The following is a 17,839-nucleotide window of genomic DNA, read 5'->3' as shown; positions in this document are numbered from 1 at the left end:
AGGGGATCACAGGTCGAAACGGTCGAGGTTCATGACCTTGGTCCAGGCGGCGACAAAGTCATGCACCAGCTTCTGCTGCCCGTCGGCGCAGGCGTAGACTTCCGCCAGCGCGCGCAGGACCGAGTTGGAGCCAAACACCAGATCCACGCGGGTGGCGCTGTACTTCGCTTCGCCGGTTTTACGGTCGCTGCCGGTAAACAGCTCCGCCCGATCATCGGCCGCTTTCCAGACGGTGGCCATATCCAGCAGGTTGACGAAGAAGTCATTGCTGAGCACGCCGACGCGGTCGGTAAACACCCCGTGTTTGCTGCCGTCGTAGTTGGCGCCCAGCACGCGCAGTCCACCCACCAGAACCGTCATCTCCGGAGCGGTTAAGGTCAGCTGCTGCGCTTTATCGATCAGCAGCGTTTCCGTCGACACACCGCCCTCGATACGACGGTAGTTGCGGAAGCCATCCGCCAGCGGCTGCAGCAGGTCAAACGACTCGACGTCGGTCTGCTCAGGCAGGGCGTCGACGCGGCCTGGAGTAAACGGCACGTTGACGCTGACGCCGGCCGCCGCCGCCGCCTGCTCCACGCCGACCACGCCAGCCAGCACGATGATATCGGCCAGTGACGCTTTGCCGGAGGCGCGCTGGATCGCCTGCAGGGTCGGCAGCACCCGACTGGCGATAGCATTGACCGGCCAGTCTTTCTGCGGGGCCAGCGCCAGACGCGCGCCGTTGGCGCCGCCGCGCTTATCACCGCCGCGGAAGGTGGAGGCGGAGGCCCAGGCGACCGACACCAGCTCACTCACCGACAGGCCGGCGCCAGCGATGGCGGTTTTCAGGCTGGCGATGTCGTCCGCGCTCGGCTGATGGGTCGCCGCCGGCAGCGGATCCTGCCAAATGAGATCTTCTTTCGGCACTTCCGGCCCGAGGTAACGGGATTTCGGCCCCATATCGCGGTGGGTCAGTTTGAACCACGCCCGGGCGAACGCCTCGTTAAAGGCCTGCGGATCGTTGAGGAAGCGACGGGAGATCTTCTCAAACTCCGGGTCGAAGCGCAGGGTCAGGTCGGTGACCAGCATGGTCGGTTTGCGCTTTTTACCCGGGTTAAACGGATCCGGGATAATTTCCGGCGCGTCTTTGGCTTCGAACTGGATAGCGCCCGCCGGGCTGCGGGTCTGCACCCATTCGTATTTGAACAGGTTCTCGAAAAAGTAGTTGCTCCACTGGGTAGGCGTCTGCGTCCAGACCACTTCCAGACCGGAGGTGATGGCATCCGCGCCTGCGCCGCTGCCGTAGCTGGAGTGCCAGCCCAGACCCTGGGCTTCCAGCGGGGCGGCTTCCGGCTCGGCGCCGACGTGGCTGGTCTCGGCTGCGCCGTGGGTTTTACCCAGGGTGTGGCCGCCGGCGATCAGCGCGACAATCTCTTCATCGTCCATCGCCATATTGCCGAAGGTGGCGCGAATGGCCGCCGCGGCGGACAGCGGCTCGCCGCTGGCGTTAGGGCCTTCCGGGTTAACGTAGATCAGCCCCATTTCGGTGGCGCCGATGGCCTGTTTCGCCAGGCTTTCCGGGTGACGGTGGGCCAGCCACTCTTTCTCATCGCCCCAGTCGACGTCCAGATCCGGTTCCCAGACATCTTCACGGCCGGCGCCGAAGCCAAAGGTGCGGAAGCCGGCGTTTTCCAGCGCCACGTTACCCGCCAGCATGTAAAGGTCGGCCCAGGAGATTTTCTGGCCATATTTCTGTTTCACCGGCCACAGCAGACGGCGGGCCTTATCGAGGCTGACGTTATCAGGCCAGGAGTTCAGCGGCGCAAAGCGCTGCTGTCCACGACCCGCGCCACCGCGACCGTCAACGGTGCGGTAGGTGCCAGCGCCGTGCCAGGCCATACGAATAAACAGACCGATATAGCTGCCCCAGTCTGCCGGCCACCACTCTTGCGAATCGGTCAGCAGCGCTCTGAGGTCAGCCTTCAGCGCGGAGTAATCGAGCTTTTTAAACTCTTCCCTGTAGTTAAAATCCTCACCCAACGGGTTGGAACGACTGGAGTGCTGGTTCAGCAGATCGACACGCAGCTGGTTAGGCCACCAGTCGCGGTTGCCGGTGCCGCTGCCGGCGCTCTGCTTGGGCGTCTCGGCGTGGAAAGGGCACTTTCCGGCGGATGCGTTGTTGGATGGGTCGTTAGACGTGCTCATATCAGGCTCCGTTTGCTTTTGTGAATGCCGTTACGATATACACTGCTACCAATAAGCGATATTTGAATGAGTCTACGGATTTAATAGCTAATTCCGTTCAACGAAGGGCGAAACACCCTCTTATATGCCCTGGCGGATCCAGGGATAAAAAATAAACCTCATCATTAACCATAGTCGTAACGAGACGGCAAAGGAAACGATCTGTGTCAAACGGGTAGAAGGAATGCTAATTGTTTGAGATATGACAATTTTACTATGAGAAAAGGATGAGGGTTTTCCGCTGCGCGAGCGTAACGAATGCCCGACGCAGGGGTTGTTGGCAGACACAGAATAAGCTAATACTTAGACACCATGTGACTGGCGCTAAAGACAGAATACTGTTGGGGAGCATGGTCAACGTCGCCGCGCGCCTGGGCATTACCGCTATCTGGAGATAAGTTATGCCTGAATTAGCTTCTTTAATGGCCTTTGCCGCGGTGGCGCTGGGGTTAGTGTTAACCCCTGGCCCCAATATGATGTATCTCACTTCGCGTTCGATTTGCCAGGGAAAACGCGCTGGCTTTATCTCCCTTGCCGGGGTGGCCGTGGGTTTTTTCTTCTATATGTTGTGTGCCGCTTTCGGCATTACCGCGTTGGTTTTCGCGGTCCCTTACGCCTACGATGCATTGCGTTTGTGCGGGGTCGCTTATTTGCTCTATCTGGCGTGGCAGGCGATTAAACCGGGAGGGCGGCCGATATTCGCGGTGCGCGACTTACCCGCGGACAGTGGGCGTAAGCTGTTTCTGATGGGATTTATCACCAGCCTGGCGAACCCCAAAGTTGCCATCCTGTATTTGTCCCTGCTGCCGCAATTTATCACCCCCGGACTCGGCAGCGTGCTCAGCCAGTCGTTAATATTAGGCTGTACCCAGGTATTAATCAGCGTGGCGGTGAACGGCCTGATTATCTTGCTGGCCGGGCAGGTGGCGCTTTTTCTTGGTCGGCGGCCGGGCTGGCAACAATTTCAACGCTGGCTGATGGCGACGGTACTGGCCGGGATGGCGGTTAAGATCGCTTTTGAGGCCAGAAAATAACCGGGTTTACCGGGGAAAGGGGAGCCAGCGAGACCTGTCGCTGGCCAACCTCGCGCCCTGATGCCTTTCTCCCACAGGGAAAGGCTCTCCACGCTCTAACATGCTGAAACATTTCTGCCAGATCATTAGCAACCTTTCAGTAGGGCTAACGCCGCGATAAGGCTATGCTTCCCGGCCGTTACGCCGTTGGTTTTTCCCGTGATCCAGGTGATGTACCGCTAATGCCCCTTTTGAGAGATGAAATTCGCGACCACTCCGCGGAAGAGATGCTGTTTATCCGCCGGGCCGCAATCGCCTTTCTGCTGGTGGTGGTCTGCTTTGGCGTGCTGATTTTCAACCTCTACCATCTGCAGGTGGAGCAGCACGATTTCTACCAGACCCGCTCCAACCAAAACGATATCAAAATGCTGCCCATCGCCCCCAGCCGCGGGCTGATATTCGATCGCAACGGCATTCCGCTGGTGCAGAATATTACCCTGTATCGCCTGCAGGTGATCCCGAGCAAAATTCCCGATATGGCCGCGCTGCTGCAAAGCCTGACGCCGATTGTCGACCTGACGCCGGACGACATCGCCAGTTTCCGCGACGATATGCACCACAGCAGCCGCTATAAAGCGGTTACCCTCAAGTCCGACCTCAGCGACGTGGAGGTGGCCCGCTTCGCGGTCAACGAATTCCGTTTCCCCGGGGTGACGGTGGAGAGCTACCAGCAGCGTGAATACCCCTACGGCGCAGAGCTGGCGCACGTGGTGGGCTATGTGTCGAAAATCAACGACAGCGACCTGCAGCGGCTGGCGAAAGACGGTGAAGAGGAGAACTATGCTGCCGACCACAATATTGGCAAGCAGGGAATCGAAGGCTATTACGAAAAAGCGCTCCACGGCACCACCGGCTACCAGGAGGTGGAGGTGGATAACCACGGCCGGGTGGTACGTCTGCTGAAAGAGGTACCGCCGGTGGCCGGGAAAAACCTCTATCTGACCCTTGACCTGCACCTGCAGCAGTATATCGAGTCGGTGCTGAAGGGGCAGCGCGCGGCGGTGGTGGTGGTCGATCCCCGCGATGGCGGGGTACTGGCGATGGTCTCCAGCCCCAGCTACGATCCTAACCCGTTCGTCAAAGGCATCGGCTATCAGGCCTATAAATCGCTGCTGGATAACCCCGACCGACCGTTAATCAACCGTGTCACCCAGGGGCTGTATCCCCCGGCCTCGACGGTGAAGCCCTATATGGCGCTCTCGGCGCTCTCCGCGGGCGTGATCACGCCGAATACCACCTTCTTCGGGGCGCCGACGTGGACGCTGCCGGGCACGCAACGCCGCTATCGCGACTGGCTGAAAACCGGCCACGGCATGCTCAACGTCACCAAAGCCATTGAAGAGTCCGCAGACACCTTTTTCTACCAGGTTGCCTTCGAGATGGGTATCGACCGGATCCATGAGTGGCTGAGCAAGTTCGGCTACGGCCAGTCTACCGGCATCGATCTCAATGAGGAGTATGCCGGGGTGCTGCCGAGCCGGGCGTGGAAGCAGCGGGTGCATAAAAAGCCCTGGTATCAGGGGGATACCATCTCCGTCGGCATCGGCCAGGGATACTGGATCGCCACTCCCATCCAGATGGTGAAAGCGCTCACCACGCTGCTGAACAACGGTAAGGTGCAGGATCCGCATCTGCTCTATTCGATGAAGCAGGGCAATCATGTGGAACGTTATCAGCAGCCGGCGAACCTGCCGCAGGTCGGCGATCCGAAATCCCCGTACTGGGGCATTGTGCGCAACGGCATGTATGGGATGGCTAATCTGCCCAACGGCACCGGCTACAAACTGTTCCACACCGCGCCGTATCAGATTGCGGCAAAGTCCGGGACCTCGCAGGTGTTCAGTCTGAAGCAAAACCAGACCTATAACGCCAAAATGATCCCGGTGCGTCTGCGCGACCACATTTTCTATACCCTGTTTGCCCCTTATCAGCATCCGAAGGTGGCGATGGCGCTGATCCTGGAGAACGGCGGCGGGGACGGGGTGGTGGCCGGACCGACGGCGCGCGCCATCCTGGACCATATTTTTGTCCCGCAGCAGGCGCCGGCGGCGGCCGCCGACGTGCCGCAGCGGGAGAGCGCGGACGCCCAGTAAGCGGCAGGACTTATTCCGCAGGCGCATCGTTCATAGAAATTGGTTATTTGTCCCCTTATCTTCCCGGCGGCATAGTATTTTTAAGGAACATGACGAGTGAGGAGGAAGGGTGACACGTAAGCGATTATTGCTGGTTCAGACCGGGACGCCCCCGGCAGCCATCCGCGAGGAGCATGGCGATCTGCCGCGCTGGTTCCGCACGCTGCTGGCGCCATGGCAGGCGCAGCTCACCGCGGTACGGGTGTTTGAGGAAGAGCCGCTGCCGGCGCCGGATCGCCAGACGGTGGCGGTGCTGACCGGCTCCTGGGCGATGGTTTCCGACCGCCTGGCGTGGAGCGAACGGACCGCCGACTGGATCCGTCAGGCGGTGGCTATCGGCATGCCGCTGTTCGGCGTTTGCTATGGCCATCAGCTGATGGCTCATGCCCTGGGTGGCGAGGTGGCGTATCATCCAGCCGGACGGGAAAGCGGCAGCCAAACCGTTTCGCTATCGCCGTGGGGTGTCGACGACCCGCTGCTCCGGGACCTGCCGGCCGCCTTTCCCGCGCATCTGAGCCATATGCAAACCATTACCCGCCTGCCGGAGGGGGCCACGGTGCTGGCCGCGTCCGCACACGACCCCCACCAGATCGTGCGCTACGGGCCGCACGCGGTCTCCACGCAGTTTCACCCGGAATTCACCGCGCCGATTGCCCGCGCGCTGATCCGCTACCGGGAGGCGGTGCTGCAGGCAGAGGGCATCGACCCGCAGCGGTTATACGATGAGGTGCAGGAGAGCCCGCAGGCCGCGGCAATCCTCACGCGCTTCGTCAGCGCCTTTCTGCCCCCTGATGCACCCGGCCATTAATCCCCTGCAGTGAATAGCACCCGCCAGCGGCGACGCCGGCGGGACATCTCGTGGGCCAGGTCGACGACCGCTTCGACGCGCAGCGCGTCAGCCGCCTGCGCCGTCAGCTCCGGTAAAGCATACTTCTGACGCAGGGCGGCCAGCGCCTGCGCCTCGGGCGGCGTCCGGGCGCGGACCTGTGCGGCCAGGCGCTGCTGTAGCGGCCTGAAGGCCGCCTCATCCAGCGGCGGCAGCTGGCGCAGAAAGGTTTTGCAACAGCGCAGCAGTTCCACGGCGCGGCGATCCGGGGACTGGAGCGCCATCAGCAGCCCGTCGCGATCGGCGACGCGCTGATAGCGACAGCTCACCACATAGCCAATCTGCTGCTCTACCCGCAGGCGCTGGAAGAAGAGCGGTTCGCAGCGCTGCGCCAGCACCCGCAGAGCCGCCAGCGAGGCGCCATCCGGCAGCGGAATAAAGACCAGCAGCGCCGTATCGCCCCCGGGGAAAGCCAGCCGTTCGACGCCGCGCCGGCAGGGGCCGGGGAGGCTGCCCGGCGGGTTGACCGGGACGGTAAGCAGGCTCAGCTGGCGCGCGACCCACCGCGCATCCTCCGCGCTGCCGCCGGCCAGGGCCGCCAGCCAACCTGCCTGATGCTCTGATGTGACCAACCGTTCGGGGAGCTGGGCCATGAGATGACGGATAGCAATACTCTCCGGCGGCGGGGTCAGCGGGTCGGCCGGGAGCGCGAGCTGCCGCACGATGGCCTGCAGAATAGCCTCCGGCCGCCGGCCGGCAGCTGGCAACTGCAGGAGCAGCTGCCAGCTGCCGTCGACGCGATGCCACTCGCCGTGGCCCCCGGCGTGGCGCAGCGCGGCGAGCAGCGGGCGCAGCTGTTCCCCGCGCGCCAGCCCCTCGGCCTGAGTGGGCGAGCAGGAGAAGGGCGGTCGGAGCAGGAGCCTCGGCGGCTCTCCCGGTAACGGGAGGTGGAGCAGCGGCGCGGCTTGTGCCGGACTTTCGGCCACGAGGCCGCCAGCGGCTTGCGGATAAAAAGCGAATTTCAGCGCCGGGGCAGTGACCGGGCGGCGGCGCCAGCGGCTGAGCGGCAGGCTAAAGCCCTGGGTGGCAACAGGCTCCCCTGGGGAAAGGGTCTGGCAGGCCAGGCTGACAGTAGGGGCGGCCTGCAGGGCGGCGCAAAAATCGGCGAACCCGACGGGCGGCGCGCCGGGGGCAAAGCCGAATGCCCGCTGGCGCAGCTGATCGAGGGGCGACAGCGCCTGAAAACGGCGCCGGGACAGCTGATAGTAGTGTTGCTGCTGGTCTGGCGTCGTCCGCTGTAGCGTCTGCAGCCAGTGGGTTATCTGCCGGTCGACCTGTTCCGGCTGGTCGCTGGCGAAGACCAGCGCCAGCCAGCCGAGGTGCCGATCCTGATACAGCCAGTTCAGCGCTACCTCTTGCGCCTGACCACGCTGGCGCAGCCCGGCCATCAGGCTGCCGGGGGCTTCATCGAGCAAAAACTCGCGCAGTAAGGTGACGTTGTCACTTAAGGCGATCAGCGGACAGCGCCACAGGGCGGGCCGGGCGTCGACCGCCAGCTGCAGTTCAGTGGTCTCGTCCAGGCGCAGCGGCGGCGCCAGCGGCGGAGCCTCGCCTGCGGCAAGCCCGGCGGCGAAACGGACCGCCAGCTCGCCGAGCGCCTCCAGCGACTGCGGCCCCTGCAGCCAGAGCTGCATCCGCCGGGCGACGTAATGGGTGTGGTGAAAATCGCGTAAGGCCGTCTGCAGCGCAGGGAGATCGCCCGCCAGCGCGTCGGCGCTGCCTACCTGAAAGCGGCGAAACGCCGCGGGCGCGCTGGCGGCGTGACGCACGGCGGCTTCCCGGCGCGACGGCTCATGCTGCTGGATAAGGCGGTACTCGGCGTCAATCACCGCCACTTCGCGCTGAATATCTTCCCTGAGCAGCCGCGGCGCCTGCAGCATCTCCTGTAGACGCGCGACACCGTCAGCCAGACCATCGGCGGCGACCTCGAAAAAGAACGCGCTATGGCGGGCCAGGGTGGTGGCATTCACGCTTCCGCCCTGGCGCTGCACCCAGCCCATCAGCCGGTCATCATCCCGGTAGCGCTCACCGCCGTAAAACAACAGGTGTTCCAGCAGGTGCGCCAGCCCGGGGAAGCGCGAGGGTTCGTGGTGGCTGCCGACGGCGACCCGCGCCAGGGCCGCCGCGCGTTCGGCCTGCGGCTGATGGACCAGGGTGGCCTGCAGGCCGCCCGGCAGCGTGACGGTGCGGGTCGCCAGCGTCATTACAGGTCCCGGGTTTTGTAGATCAGCTGCGAGCTGGCCCGGTTGCGGAACTGCAGCTGGCTGACTTTTATCTCGCTGCAGGCCGCTTCGCGACGGGCGTCGAGGATTTTGTGATGATGCGGGGATTTGCTGCACACCGGGTCGGCGTTATCGGCGCTGCCGGTCAGCATAAAGGCCTGGCAGCGGCAGCCGCCGAAGTCTTTCTCTTTTTCATCACAGGAGCGGCACGGCTCCGGCATCCAGTCATACCCGCGGTAACGATTGAAGCCGAACGAGTCATACCAGATCGACTCCAGACTCTGCTCCAGCACCGACGGAAACGTAACCGGCAGCTGGCGCGCGCTGTGGCACGGCAGGGCGGTGCCTTCCGGGGTGACGCTGAGGAAAATCGATCCCCAGCCGCCCATGCAGCCTTTCGGCCGCTCTTCGTAATAGTCCGGGGTGACAAACAGCAGGTTGGTGAGGTTGCCGCTGGCGGCCATTTTCTGCCGGTAGTCGGCGACCACCTGCTCGGCGCGGGCGATCTGCTCCCGGGTCGGCAGTAGCCCCTCGCGATTGAGGAACGCCCAACCGTAGAACTGGCAGGTGGCCAGCTCAACGTCATCCGCTTCCAGCTCAATGCACAGCGCGATAATTTTATCCAGCTGATCGATGTTGTGCCGGTGCAGAACGAAGTTGAGCACCATCGGATAGTCGCGCGCTTTCACCGCTCTGGCCATCGCCAGCTTCTGCTGGAAGGCTTTTTTGTTGCCGGCCAGCGCGGCGTTGAGCACTTCATCGCTGGCCTGGAAGCTAATCTGGATATGGTCCAGACCGGCCTCGCTGAAGGCGTCGAGTTTGCTCTCCGTCAGCCCTATCCCGGAGGTGATCAGGTTGGTATAAAACCCGAGGTCGCGCGCGGCGCGGATCAGCTCCGGCAGATCTTTACGGGTCAGCGGCTCGCCGCCGGAAAAGCCCAGCTGTACGCTGCCCATCGCCCGCGCCTGGCGAAAGACCTCGATCCATTGTTCGGTGGTCAGCTCTTTTTCCTGTTGGGCGAAGTCCAGCGGATTCGAACAGTAGGGGCACTGCAGCGGGCAGCGATAGGTTAGCTCCGCCAGCAGCCACAGCGGCGGATTGACGGCGGGTTTACGCTGGCTCACGGCAGGTGATCCACTTCTGTTGACAGGCTATCTGCAGGAACTCGATGACGTCGTCATCAACGCCCCCGGCTTCCGGGAAGCGGTCGTTGAGCATGGCGATAATCGCCGCGACGTCGCGCCGGCCATCCACCAGCTCGAGGATCGCCGCGGCGGTTTCATTGAGTTTGGCCATTCCCTCAGGATAGAGGATCACATGGCTCTCCTGGGCGGCTTCCCACTGCAGGCGGTAGCCGCGACGAAAGGCAACGATGGAAATTCTCTGCATGATTACACCAGTCGGGTCGTGTGCCAGGCCGCCTTGTCGGTGACCGTATGATAGGGCGGGCGCTGCAGGGCATAGGCCATGGTCATGGCGTCGAGCATCGACCATAAAATGTCGAGCTTAAACTGCAGGATCTCCAGCATCCGGTTCTGTTTTTCAGCGCTGTCGCAGTAGGCCTTCGCCAGCGCCAGGCCATGCTCCACGTCGCGGTTAGCCTGGCTCAGACGGCTGCGGAAGTAAAAATAGCCTTCCTCTTTGATCCACGGGTAGTGCTGCGGCCAGCTGTCGAGGCGCGACTGATGGATCTGCGGGGCGAACAGCTCGGTCAGGGAGCTGCAGGCCGCCTCCTGCCAGCAGGCGCGACGGGCGAAGTTAAGATAGGCATCCACCGCGAAGCGCACGCCGGGCAGCACGTGGCGCTCGCTGAGCAGATCGTCGCGGCTCAGACCGACCGCTTCCCCCAGCCGCAGCCAGGCTTCAATCCCGCCGTCCTCGCCGTGGCTGCCATCGTGGTCGAGGATCCGCTGCACCCATTTGCGCCGGGTCTGCGCGTCCGGGCAGTTGGCCATGATCGCCGCGTCTTTCAGCGGGATAGTGGTCTGGTAATAAAACCGGTTCGCCACCCAGCCCTGAATTTGCTCGCGGGTCGCGTCGCCGTTATGCATGGCGATGTGGTAAGGGTGGTGAATATGGTAGAAGGCGCCTTTAGCCCGCAGGGCCGCTTCAAAGGCCTGCGGCGACAGCGTGTCGGTGATCAGCATGCGATATCCTGAAGGGTGATAGCCATCCCGTCCCAGCTCACTTCAATCCCCTGCTGCGTCAGCGCCTGACGCTGGGGAGAGCGCTCGTTAAGGATCGGGTTGGTGTTATTGATATGAATAAGAATTTTGCGTTTTGCCGGCAGGGAGGCCAGCAGGGCCATCATCCCGTGCTCATCGCCGAGCGCCAGGTGGCCCATATCGCGGCCGGTATTGCGCCCGACGCCGGCGGCCTGCAGTTCGTCATCCTGCCAGACGGTGCCATCGATCAGCAGACAGTCCGCTTTTTGCAGCCAGGGCAGAATGGTCTCATCCGGCTCACCGAGCCCCGGAGCGTAGAACAGCGTCTGCCCGTTGCGGCGGTTTTCGATAAACAGCGCCACGTTATGGCCCGGCAGCGGCCGGTCGCGATACGGCGAATAGGGCGGCGCGTTGCTGGCGATAGGCACCGCGGTAAACCGCAAATCAGGACAGGCGTCAACGGTAAAAGGCTGCTGCGGCGCGATGGGGTGATGCACCAGGCCGCCGTTCCAGTGGCGCAGCATGGTAAACACCGGGAAGCCGGTGGAGAGATCCTCATGGACCTCCGGGGTGCACCACACCTGGTGCGGGCAGCCTTCGCGCAGGCTGAGTAACCCGGTAGTGTGGTCGATCTGGCTGTCGGTGAGAATAATGCCGCCGATATGCGTTCCGCGCAGCACGCCGGTTTTATTTAACTCGGGCGTGTGGGCAATCTGCTGGCTGATATCCGGCGAGGCGTTGCACAGCACCCACTCTTGACCGTTATCGCTGACGATGATCGACGACTGGGTGCGGGCGCTGGCCTGGATCGTGCCGTCGCGCAGACCCTGACAGTTGGCGCAGTTGCAGTTCCATTGCGGGAAACCGCCGCCGGCGGCGGAACCGAGGACTTTAATGAACATGAAGACGGACCGGGTAATGAAAAAAGAGGCCCGCGCGAACGGCGGGCGGGGCGATTAGCGGTTAGAAATGTACAGCGTCACTTCCAGACCGAGACGTAAATCGATAAAAGCAGGTTTCTTCCACATGTTTTGTTCCTCTTAAAAATGACGACAGGCCTCACGGATAATGCAGGATCTGTGACGGCCGCCGCATATTGCGCTTCACCGGGAGAGAGATCAACCCGGAATCTGTAAGGAATTAACTTCATGTTTACAATATAACCTATTGTTGCCAAACATTTTTTAATACCCGCAGCCAGTTACGCCACAGCAGCTTATCCAGCACCAATTGATCATAGCCGCTGTCACGCAAGGCATTGATAAGCCGCGGTAAGCCGGCCACATCCCCCAGCGCGTCCGGCAGGGTGACGCCGTCAAAATCCGAACCAAGTGCCACATGATCCTCACCCATTATGTTAATAAGATAGTCGATATGCCGGATGATGGTGGCGAAGGGCGTGTCGCTATCGCGCCGTCCGTCGGCCCGCAGGAAGGCGTTGCCGAAATTAACGCCCACCACGCCGCCGCTGTCGCGGATCGCCCGCAGTTGCCGATCGGTCAGGTTGCGCGGCTGCGGGCACAGGGCGTGGGCATTGGAGTGGGTGGCCACCAGCGGGGCGGTGGAGTGACGGGCGGTATCCCAAAAGGCCTGTTCATTCATGTGCGAAACATCGATCTGCATCTTCAGGGCGTTGGCCTGGGCAATGAGCGCAATGCCCTCGCCGGTAAGACCCGGCCCGCTGTCCGGACTGCCGGGAAAGGCGCCGGTGACCCCGCAGCCGAAGCGATTGGCGATGTTCCAGAACGGACCTATGCTGCGCACCCCGGCGCGATAAAAGTCCTGCAGATCTTCGCCCTGGGCGTCGAACCCGCCGGCGCCTTCGATGTGCGCCACCATCGCCAGCGCCTTATCCTGACGGCAGCGTTCGATATCCGCCGCGCTCAGGCACAGCCGCGCGCGGCTGGCGTCATGGGCGCAAATCGCCTTGAGGATAGTCAGCTGCTGCCAGAGGATCGTTAATGGGTCCCACGCCTGACTGGCGTACTGGGGCGCCACGCGGGCGATATACTCCTGCGGCGGTACAAAGAGGGCGAACAGGCCGCCGGCCAGACCGCCCTGGCGAATACGCGGATAATCGAGGTGGCCGTTCTCTATCCCGGCAAAGAAAGCGTTCACCGGATCCTCGCGATGGTGAAGCCAGAGATTCAGCAGCAGGTCATTGTGACCATCAAAAATCGCCACAGCGGGCTCCTGGGTTATCAGGTGGTAAAAATGGCTGTCACGGTAGCGGATTTATGCCCGGGGGCAAGCAGAAATTCACAAGCCAGCAACAATTGCCAACATTGATTATGTATCACACTGTATCCCGCGGCGGATCGCTGACATGAAGAGATAAAAACGGCCCCGGTCGGGCACACGGCGGATACAAATTTCCGCTTAACTGGTTACGTACTCTCTTGATGACGATGAAAGGTGACATAGCGATGAACAGATTATCCCTGATCCGGTATACCAGCGCCGCGGCGCTGGGGTTATCCACCCTGTGGTCCGCCGCCGTTTGCGCCGCTGAAGACGCGGGGGCGTTCGACAAGATCCACCAGATCCACGCCGGCGATCTGAATATTGGCTACGTGGATATCGGCCCGCGCGACGGCCAGCCGGTGATTCTGCTGCACGGCTGGCCCTACGATATTCAGAGCTATGCCCAGGTGGCGCCAGCTTTAGCGCAGAAGGGCTACCGGGTGATTGTGCCGTATCTGCGCGGCTACGGCACCACCCGTTTCCTCTCCGCCAGCACGCCGCGTAACGGTCAGCCGTCGGCGATGGCGGCCGATATTGTCCATCTGATGGATGCCCTGAACATCAGGCAGGCGGATCTGGCCGGCTTTGACTGGGGGGCGCGCACGGCGGATATCGTCGCCGCGCTGTGGCCGCAGCGGGTGAAATCCCTGGTCTCGGTGAGCGGGTATCTGATCAGCAGTCAGCAGATTGGCGAAAAACCGCTGCCGCCGCAGGCGGAGCTGTCGTGGTGGTATCAGTTCTATTTTGCCACTCCGCGCGGGGAAGCAGGTTACCGGCAGAACACCCATGACTTTGCGAAATTTATCTGGCATCAGGCGTCGCCGCAGTGGCCATTCAGCGACGCAACCTTTGCCAAAACCGCCCGGGCGCTGGATAACCCGGACCACGTGGCGATCACCATCAGCAACTACCGCTGGCGCCTGGGGCTGGAGAAGGGAGAAGCGAAGTATGCCAGCTATGAACAACGGCTGGCGGCGCTGCCGCCGATTACGGTGCCCACCATCACTCTGGAAGGGGCGAATAACGGCGCGCCGCATCCGGCTCCCGCCAGCTACCGGGCCAAATTTACCGGTAAATATGAGCACCGGGATCTGCAGGGGCCGGTGGGCCATAACCCGCCGCAGGAGGACCCGACGGCGTTTGTGCAGGCGGTGGTGGACGCCGATCGTTTGTAACCCGCGCCTTGCCGGCGGCGCGACGTTGCGCTTCCGGCAACACAGCTTATGCTTGTGAAGAGTCTATTTTGCCGCAGGAGCAGCCTTTGGAGCGTATTGACCACATCCTGGTCGTCGATGACGACCGCGACATCCGGGAACTGATTGTCGACTATCTGGAAAAATCGGGATACCGCGCCAGCGGCGCGGCGAACGGCAAAGCCATGTGGTCGGTGCTCAAAAACCATCAAATCGACCTGATTGTGCTGGATATCATGATGCCGGGGGAGGATGGCTTAACGCTCTGTCGCCAGCTGCGCGCAAACCCGCAACAGGATATCCCGGTGCTGATGCTCACCGCCCGCACCGACGACAGCGACCGGATCCTCGGCCTTGAGATGGGGGCTGACGACTATCTGGTGAAGCCCTTTGTGGCCCGCGAACTGCTGGCGCGCATCAAAGCCATTTTACGCCGCACCCGGGCGCTGCCGCCCAACCTGCAGATCACCGAGGCGGGCAGGCTGATCGCATTTGGCGACTGGCTGCTCGATACCGCCGCCCGCCATCTGCTGGACGACAGCGGGGCGATTGTCGCCCTCAGCGGGGCGGAGTATCGACTGCTGCGGGTGTTTCTCGACCACCCCCAGCGGGTGCTGAACCGCGATCAGCTGCTCAATCTGACCCAGGGACGCGACGCCGAACTGTTTGAACGGTCAATCGACCTGCTGGTGAGCCGGCTGCGTCAGCGCCTGCGGGAGGATGCCCGCGAGCCGGCCTACATTAAGACGGTGCGTAGTGAAGGCTATGTGCTGTCGGTCCCGGTCTCCATCCGCGAGAGGCATGAATGAGGTTCTGGCCCGCCTCGCTGCAGTCGAGGCTGATGGCGCTGCTGTTTCTGGCGCTGCTGCTGGCGAATACCTTAACCCTGTCGCTGCTGTTTTATGAGCGTATGAGCAGCGCCCGCAGCGTGATGCTGGGCAATCTGGCGTCGGATGTCGCCACCAGCGTGGCGATCCTCGACCGTCTGCCGCCCGCTGAACGCCCGCAGTGGCTGCCGAAGCTGGCGCGCGGCAACTACCGCTATCAGCTGGACGCCGGTGAGCGCGGCGACTATCCGGACAGCTGGCGCGCCCGGGACGCGGCGCGCTCCCTGCAGGAGGCGTTGAGCGCGCAGTATCCGGTGAGTATTGTGGCGATCCCCGGTCCGCGGCAGCATATCCAGGCCCATATTACCCTCCACGATGGCGCCCCCTTAACCCTCGACCTGTGGCCGAAACTACCGCCCATCGCCCGCTGGCTGCCGGTGGTGCTGATCGCTCAGTTTGTCCTCCTGCTGGCCTGCGCCTGGTACGCGGTTCGCCAGGTACTGCAGCCCATCACTCGCTTTACCCATGCGGTGAATGCGCTTGAGCCGGCCAGCGACACGGCGGGAACCATGGCCGAGCAGGGGCCGGAGGAGGTGCGCCGTGCCGCCCGCGCGTTTAACGCGATGCAGACCCGCATCCACGATCATCTGCAGGAGCGGGCGCGGATCCTCGCCGCCATCTCCCACGATCTGCAAACCCCGATCACCCGGATGAAGCTGCGGGTGGAGATGGCAGACCAGCCTGAACTGCGCGACAAACTGCTGCAGGATCTCGACAATATGACCCGCCTGGTGCGCGAAGGTATCGCCTTCGCTCGCACTTCGCAGCCGCTGGAGGAGGCGCGCCAGCGGCTGAACCTTGACGCCTTTCTCGACAGCATCGCCTGCGATTATGCCGATGTCGGCCGGCCGGTGCGGTTTTGCCCCGAGGCGCGCGCCGGAGTGGTGTGGATCCCACCGCAGGCCCTGCGCCGGGTGATGACCAACCTTATCGATAACGGGCTGAAATTCGGCGCCACGGTAACGGTCGCCCTCAACCGCGACGCCGCCGGGGATATCATCATTCATGTGCTGGATGAGGGGCCGGGGATCCCTGAGGCGTCGCTGCAGGCGGTGCTGCAGCCGTTTTATCGCCTGGAGGACTCGCGCAATCGCGATACCGGCGGCACCGGCCTGGGGCTGGCGATCGCCGCGCAGCTGGTCAGCCAGATGAACGGCACGCTGCGCCTGGCCAATCGCCCGCAGGGCGGTCTGGATGCCAGCGTGCGTCTCGCCGCGCAGGGATTGTATCCTGCTGTATCACCGGCGCAGATAGAAAACTAAGCCGACAATTCTCCCGCTTTCCCGACACATCCGCCCTACATCCCCTTGCTGTAATGTCGTGGCTGCCACCTTCGGCAGCGATGGCATAATGAGGAGAAGGCGATGTCGATATTCATTGCATTTTTGGGCGGGATGTTAACCCTGCTAAGCCCCTGCACGCTGCCGGTGATCCCGCTGCTGTTCGCCAGCGTCCGGGGCCGCCGGGGGCAACTGGCGATCATGCTGGCGGGCATGGCGCTGATGTTCGGCGCTGTGTCGTGGCTGGTGACGGTCGCCAGCGGTTGGGTCGTGAATCTGACGCTGGCTGGGCGCGGCCTGGCGCTGGCGTTCTTCGCCCTTGTCGGGCTGAGCCTGCTTTCGCCGCGCGTCGCGCAGCGGCTGACGTCACCCCTGGTGGCGCTGGGGAATCAGCTTAACGACGCCAGCTCACGCCAGCGCGGCTGGATCGGTTCGCTGCTGGCCGGGCTGGCGGTGGGTCTGCTGTGGGCGCCATGCGCCGGGCCGGTACTGGGGGCGATACTGAGCCTGGGCTTTGTGCAGCCGGGCCAGGCGACCACCGGCGGGTTGCTGTTGGCCTACGGCGGCGGCGGGGCGCTGATGTTATTCCTGCTCGGGTGGTGCGGCGCGGCGTTGATTGCCCGTCTGCGTCGCGGGCTGGCGTTCGGCGAACGGCTGCGCCGGCTGGCGGGGGTAGCGATGCTGGCCTCGGTGGCGCTGATCGCCAGCGGCGGCGACCGCTATTTGCAAAGCGCGGGAGGATGGAGTCAGGCGCTGGAGCAGCGGCTGGCCGCCCGTCTGCCGCAGCCAACGCAGAAAACGGTTCTGCAACCGATTGCGACGCCCGAGCCCAGCAGCGCGATGCCTTCGCTGGCGGGGGGCAGCGCATGGCTCAATAGCCCGGCGTTAACCCCGGAGCGTCTGAAAGGCAAAGTGGTGCTGGTGGACTTCTGGACCCGGGAGTGCATCAACTGTCAGCATACCCTGCCTTACGTGCGCGACTGGGCGAACAAATACCGCGCGGCCGGGCTGGTGGTGATTGGCGTCCATACCCCGGAATATCCCTGGGAGCGTTCGCTACCGCTGCTGCGCGAGGCGGTGAAGGCGTGGCGGATAACCTACCCGGTGGTGGCGGATAATGAGTACGCCATCTGGAACGCCTTCGGCAATCAGTACTGGCCGGCGCATTACATTTTCGACGCACGTGGGCAACTGCGCTATACCGCCTTCGGCGAAGGGGATTATGCCCGCCAGGAGCAGGTGATCCAGCAGCTGCTGCAGGAGAGCAAAGCCTGACCCGCGGACGTCGGTGACTGCCGGACGGTTCCCTTTATCCCTTATGCCCATTGCCGGGCGGCGCTGCGCTTGCCCGGCCTACAGGAGCGCGCAGGGTGAATGTAGGCCCGGTAAGGCGCAGCCGCCACCGGGCATCGAAGCGGGAACGGCGCAGAATGCTCATTGCCGGGCGGCGTTACGCTTGCCCGGCCTACAGGAGTGCGCAGGGAGAATGTAGGCCCGGTAAGGCGCAGCCGCCACCGGGCATTGAAACGGGAAG

The 17,839-nt window shown here is 63.1% G+C and carries 15 protein-coding genes and 1 riboswitch; of the genes, 7 read left to right on the top strand and 8 right to left on the bottom strand.

Annotated elements, in window-relative coordinates; all coding sequences use genetic code 11:
* Nucleotides 1–6 precede the first annotated feature (6 nt).
* Nucleotides 7–2,184, bottom strand: coding sequence for a catalase/peroxidase HPI (gene katG, locus QLG03_RS16580; protein ID WP_044523422.1), 2,178 nt, complete (start codon nt 2,182–2,184; stop codon nt 7–9).
* Between the two features lie 343 nt (nt 2,185–2,527).
* Nucleotides 2,528–2,607: riboswitch (ZMP/ZTP riboswitch) on the top strand.
* A gap of 17 nt (nt 2,608–2,624) precedes the next feature.
* Between katG and QLG03_RS16575 the strand changes: the two genes are divergently transcribed.
* From QLG03_RS16575 to QLG03_RS16565, 3 genes are all read left to right on the top strand, one after another.
* Nucleotides 2,625–3,257: a LysE family translocator gene (locus QLG03_RS16575; protein WP_023289802.1), complete on the top strand. Its 633-nt coding sequence runs from the start codon at nt 2,625–2,627 to the stop codon at nt 3,255–3,257.
* Between the two features lie 221 nt (nt 3,258–3,478).
* Nucleotides 3,479–5,389, top strand: a complete 1,911-nt coding sequence (gene mrdA / locus QLG03_RS16570; protein ID WP_032452966.1) for a penicillin-binding protein 2 — start codon at nt 3,479–3,481, stop codon at nt 5,387–5,389.
* Nucleotides 5,390–5,498: 109 nt separating this feature from the next.
* Nucleotides 5,499–6,236, top strand: coding sequence for a glutamine amidotransferase (locus tag QLG03_RS16565; protein ID WP_255987635.1), 738 nt, complete (start codon nt 5,499–5,501; stop codon nt 6,234–6,236).
* On the opposite strand, the gene pqqF is transcribed toward QLG03_RS16565, so the two are convergent.
* The 7 genes from pqqF to QLG03_RS16530 form a co-directional block, all read right to left on the bottom strand.
* The gene (pqqF, locus tag QLG03_RS16560) at nt 6,233–8,518 is read right to left on the bottom strand and encodes a pyrroloquinoline quinone biosynthesis protein PqqF (RefSeq protein ID WP_255987633.1); all 2,286 of its coding nucleotides are present in this window, start codon (nt 8,516–8,518) and stop codon (nt 6,233–6,235) included. The genes QLG03_RS16565 and pqqF overlap by 4 nt on opposite strands.
* Complete coding sequence (gene pqqE, locus QLG03_RS16555; protein ID WP_023289798.1) at nt 8,518–9,660, bottom strand: pyrroloquinoline quinone biosynthesis protein PqqE; 1,143 nt, start codon at nt 9,658–9,660, stop codon at nt 8,518–8,520. The genes pqqF and pqqE overlap by 1 nt, the downstream gene beginning before the upstream one ends.
* On the bottom strand, nt 9,647–9,925 hold the full coding sequence (gene pqqD / locus QLG03_RS16550; protein ID WP_255987630.1) for a pyrroloquinoline quinone biosynthesis peptide chaperone PqqD: 279 nt from the start codon (nt 9,923–9,925) through the stop codon (nt 9,647–9,649). Before pqqD ends, pqqE begins: the two co-directional genes overlap by 14 nt.
* 2 nt (nt 9,926–9,927) lie before the next feature.
* The gene (gene pqqC / locus QLG03_RS16545) at nt 9,928–10,683 is read right to left on the bottom strand and encodes a pyrroloquinoline-quinone synthase PqqC (protein ID WP_023289796.1); all 756 of its coding nucleotides are present in this window, start codon (nt 10,681–10,683) and stop codon (nt 9,928–9,930) included.
* Nucleotides 10,677–11,603, bottom strand: a complete 927-nt coding sequence (gene pqqB / locus QLG03_RS16540) for a pyrroloquinoline quinone biosynthesis protein PqqB (protein WP_048297569.1) — start codon at nt 11,601–11,603, stop codon at nt 10,677–10,679. Before pqqB ends, pqqC begins: the two co-directional genes overlap by 7 nt.
* 54 nt (nt 11,604–11,657) lie before the next feature.
* Nucleotides 11,658–11,729 carry a pyrroloquinoline quinone precursor peptide PqqA gene (gene pqqA, locus QLG03_RS16535; RefSeq protein ID WP_002905689.1) on the bottom strand — a complete coding sequence of 24 codons (72 nt, stop codon included), beginning with the start codon at nt 11,727–11,729 and terminating at the stop codon, nt 11,658–11,660.
* Nucleotides 11,730–11,865: 136 nt separating this feature from the next.
* Entirely contained in the window at nt 11,866–12,885 is a 1,020-nt protein-coding gene (locus QLG03_RS16530) for a dipeptidase (RefSeq protein ID WP_255987628.1), read from the bottom strand.
* Nucleotides 12,886–13,127: 242 nt separating this feature from the next.
* On the opposite strand from QLG03_RS16530, the gene QLG03_RS16525 reads away from it, so the two are divergent.
* The 4 genes from QLG03_RS16525 (at nt 13,128) to QLG03_RS16510 (ending at nt 17,580) form a co-directional block, all read left to right on the top strand.
* A complete protein-coding gene (locus tag QLG03_RS16525; protein ID WP_023289793.1) occupies nt 13,128–14,120 on the top strand; it encodes an alpha/beta hydrolase in 993 nt (330 codons plus the stop codon).
* A gap of 86 nt (nt 14,121–14,206) precedes the next feature.
* Entirely contained in the window at nt 14,207–14,947 is a 741-nt protein-coding gene (locus tag QLG03_RS16520) for a response regulator (protein WP_017900551.1), read from the top strand.
* Nucleotides 14,944–16,287 carry an ATP-binding protein gene (locus QLG03_RS16515; protein ID WP_050534070.1) on the top strand — a complete coding sequence of 448 codons (1,344 nt, stop codon included), beginning with the start codon at nt 14,944–14,946 and terminating at the stop codon, nt 16,285–16,287. Before QLG03_RS16520 ends, QLG03_RS16515 begins: the two co-directional genes overlap by 4 nt.
* Nucleotides 16,288–16,389: 102 nt before the next feature.
* Nucleotides 16,390–17,580, top strand: a complete 1,191-nt coding sequence (locus QLG03_RS16510; protein ID WP_072413244.1) for a cytochrome c biogenesis protein CcdA — start codon at nt 16,390–16,392, stop codon at nt 17,578–17,580.
* Nucleotides 17,581–17,839 lie beyond the last annotated feature (259 nt).

The sequence above is a fragment of the Klebsiella sp. V115_8 genome (genome assembly GCF_029967715.1).
Lineage (GTDB): Bacteria > Pseudomonadota > Gammaproteobacteria > Enterobacterales > Enterobacteriaceae > Klebsiella > Klebsiella quasipneumoniae.
Note: the sequence above shows the minus strand (reverse complement) of the source record. Positions and strands in the feature narration are given on the sequence as shown.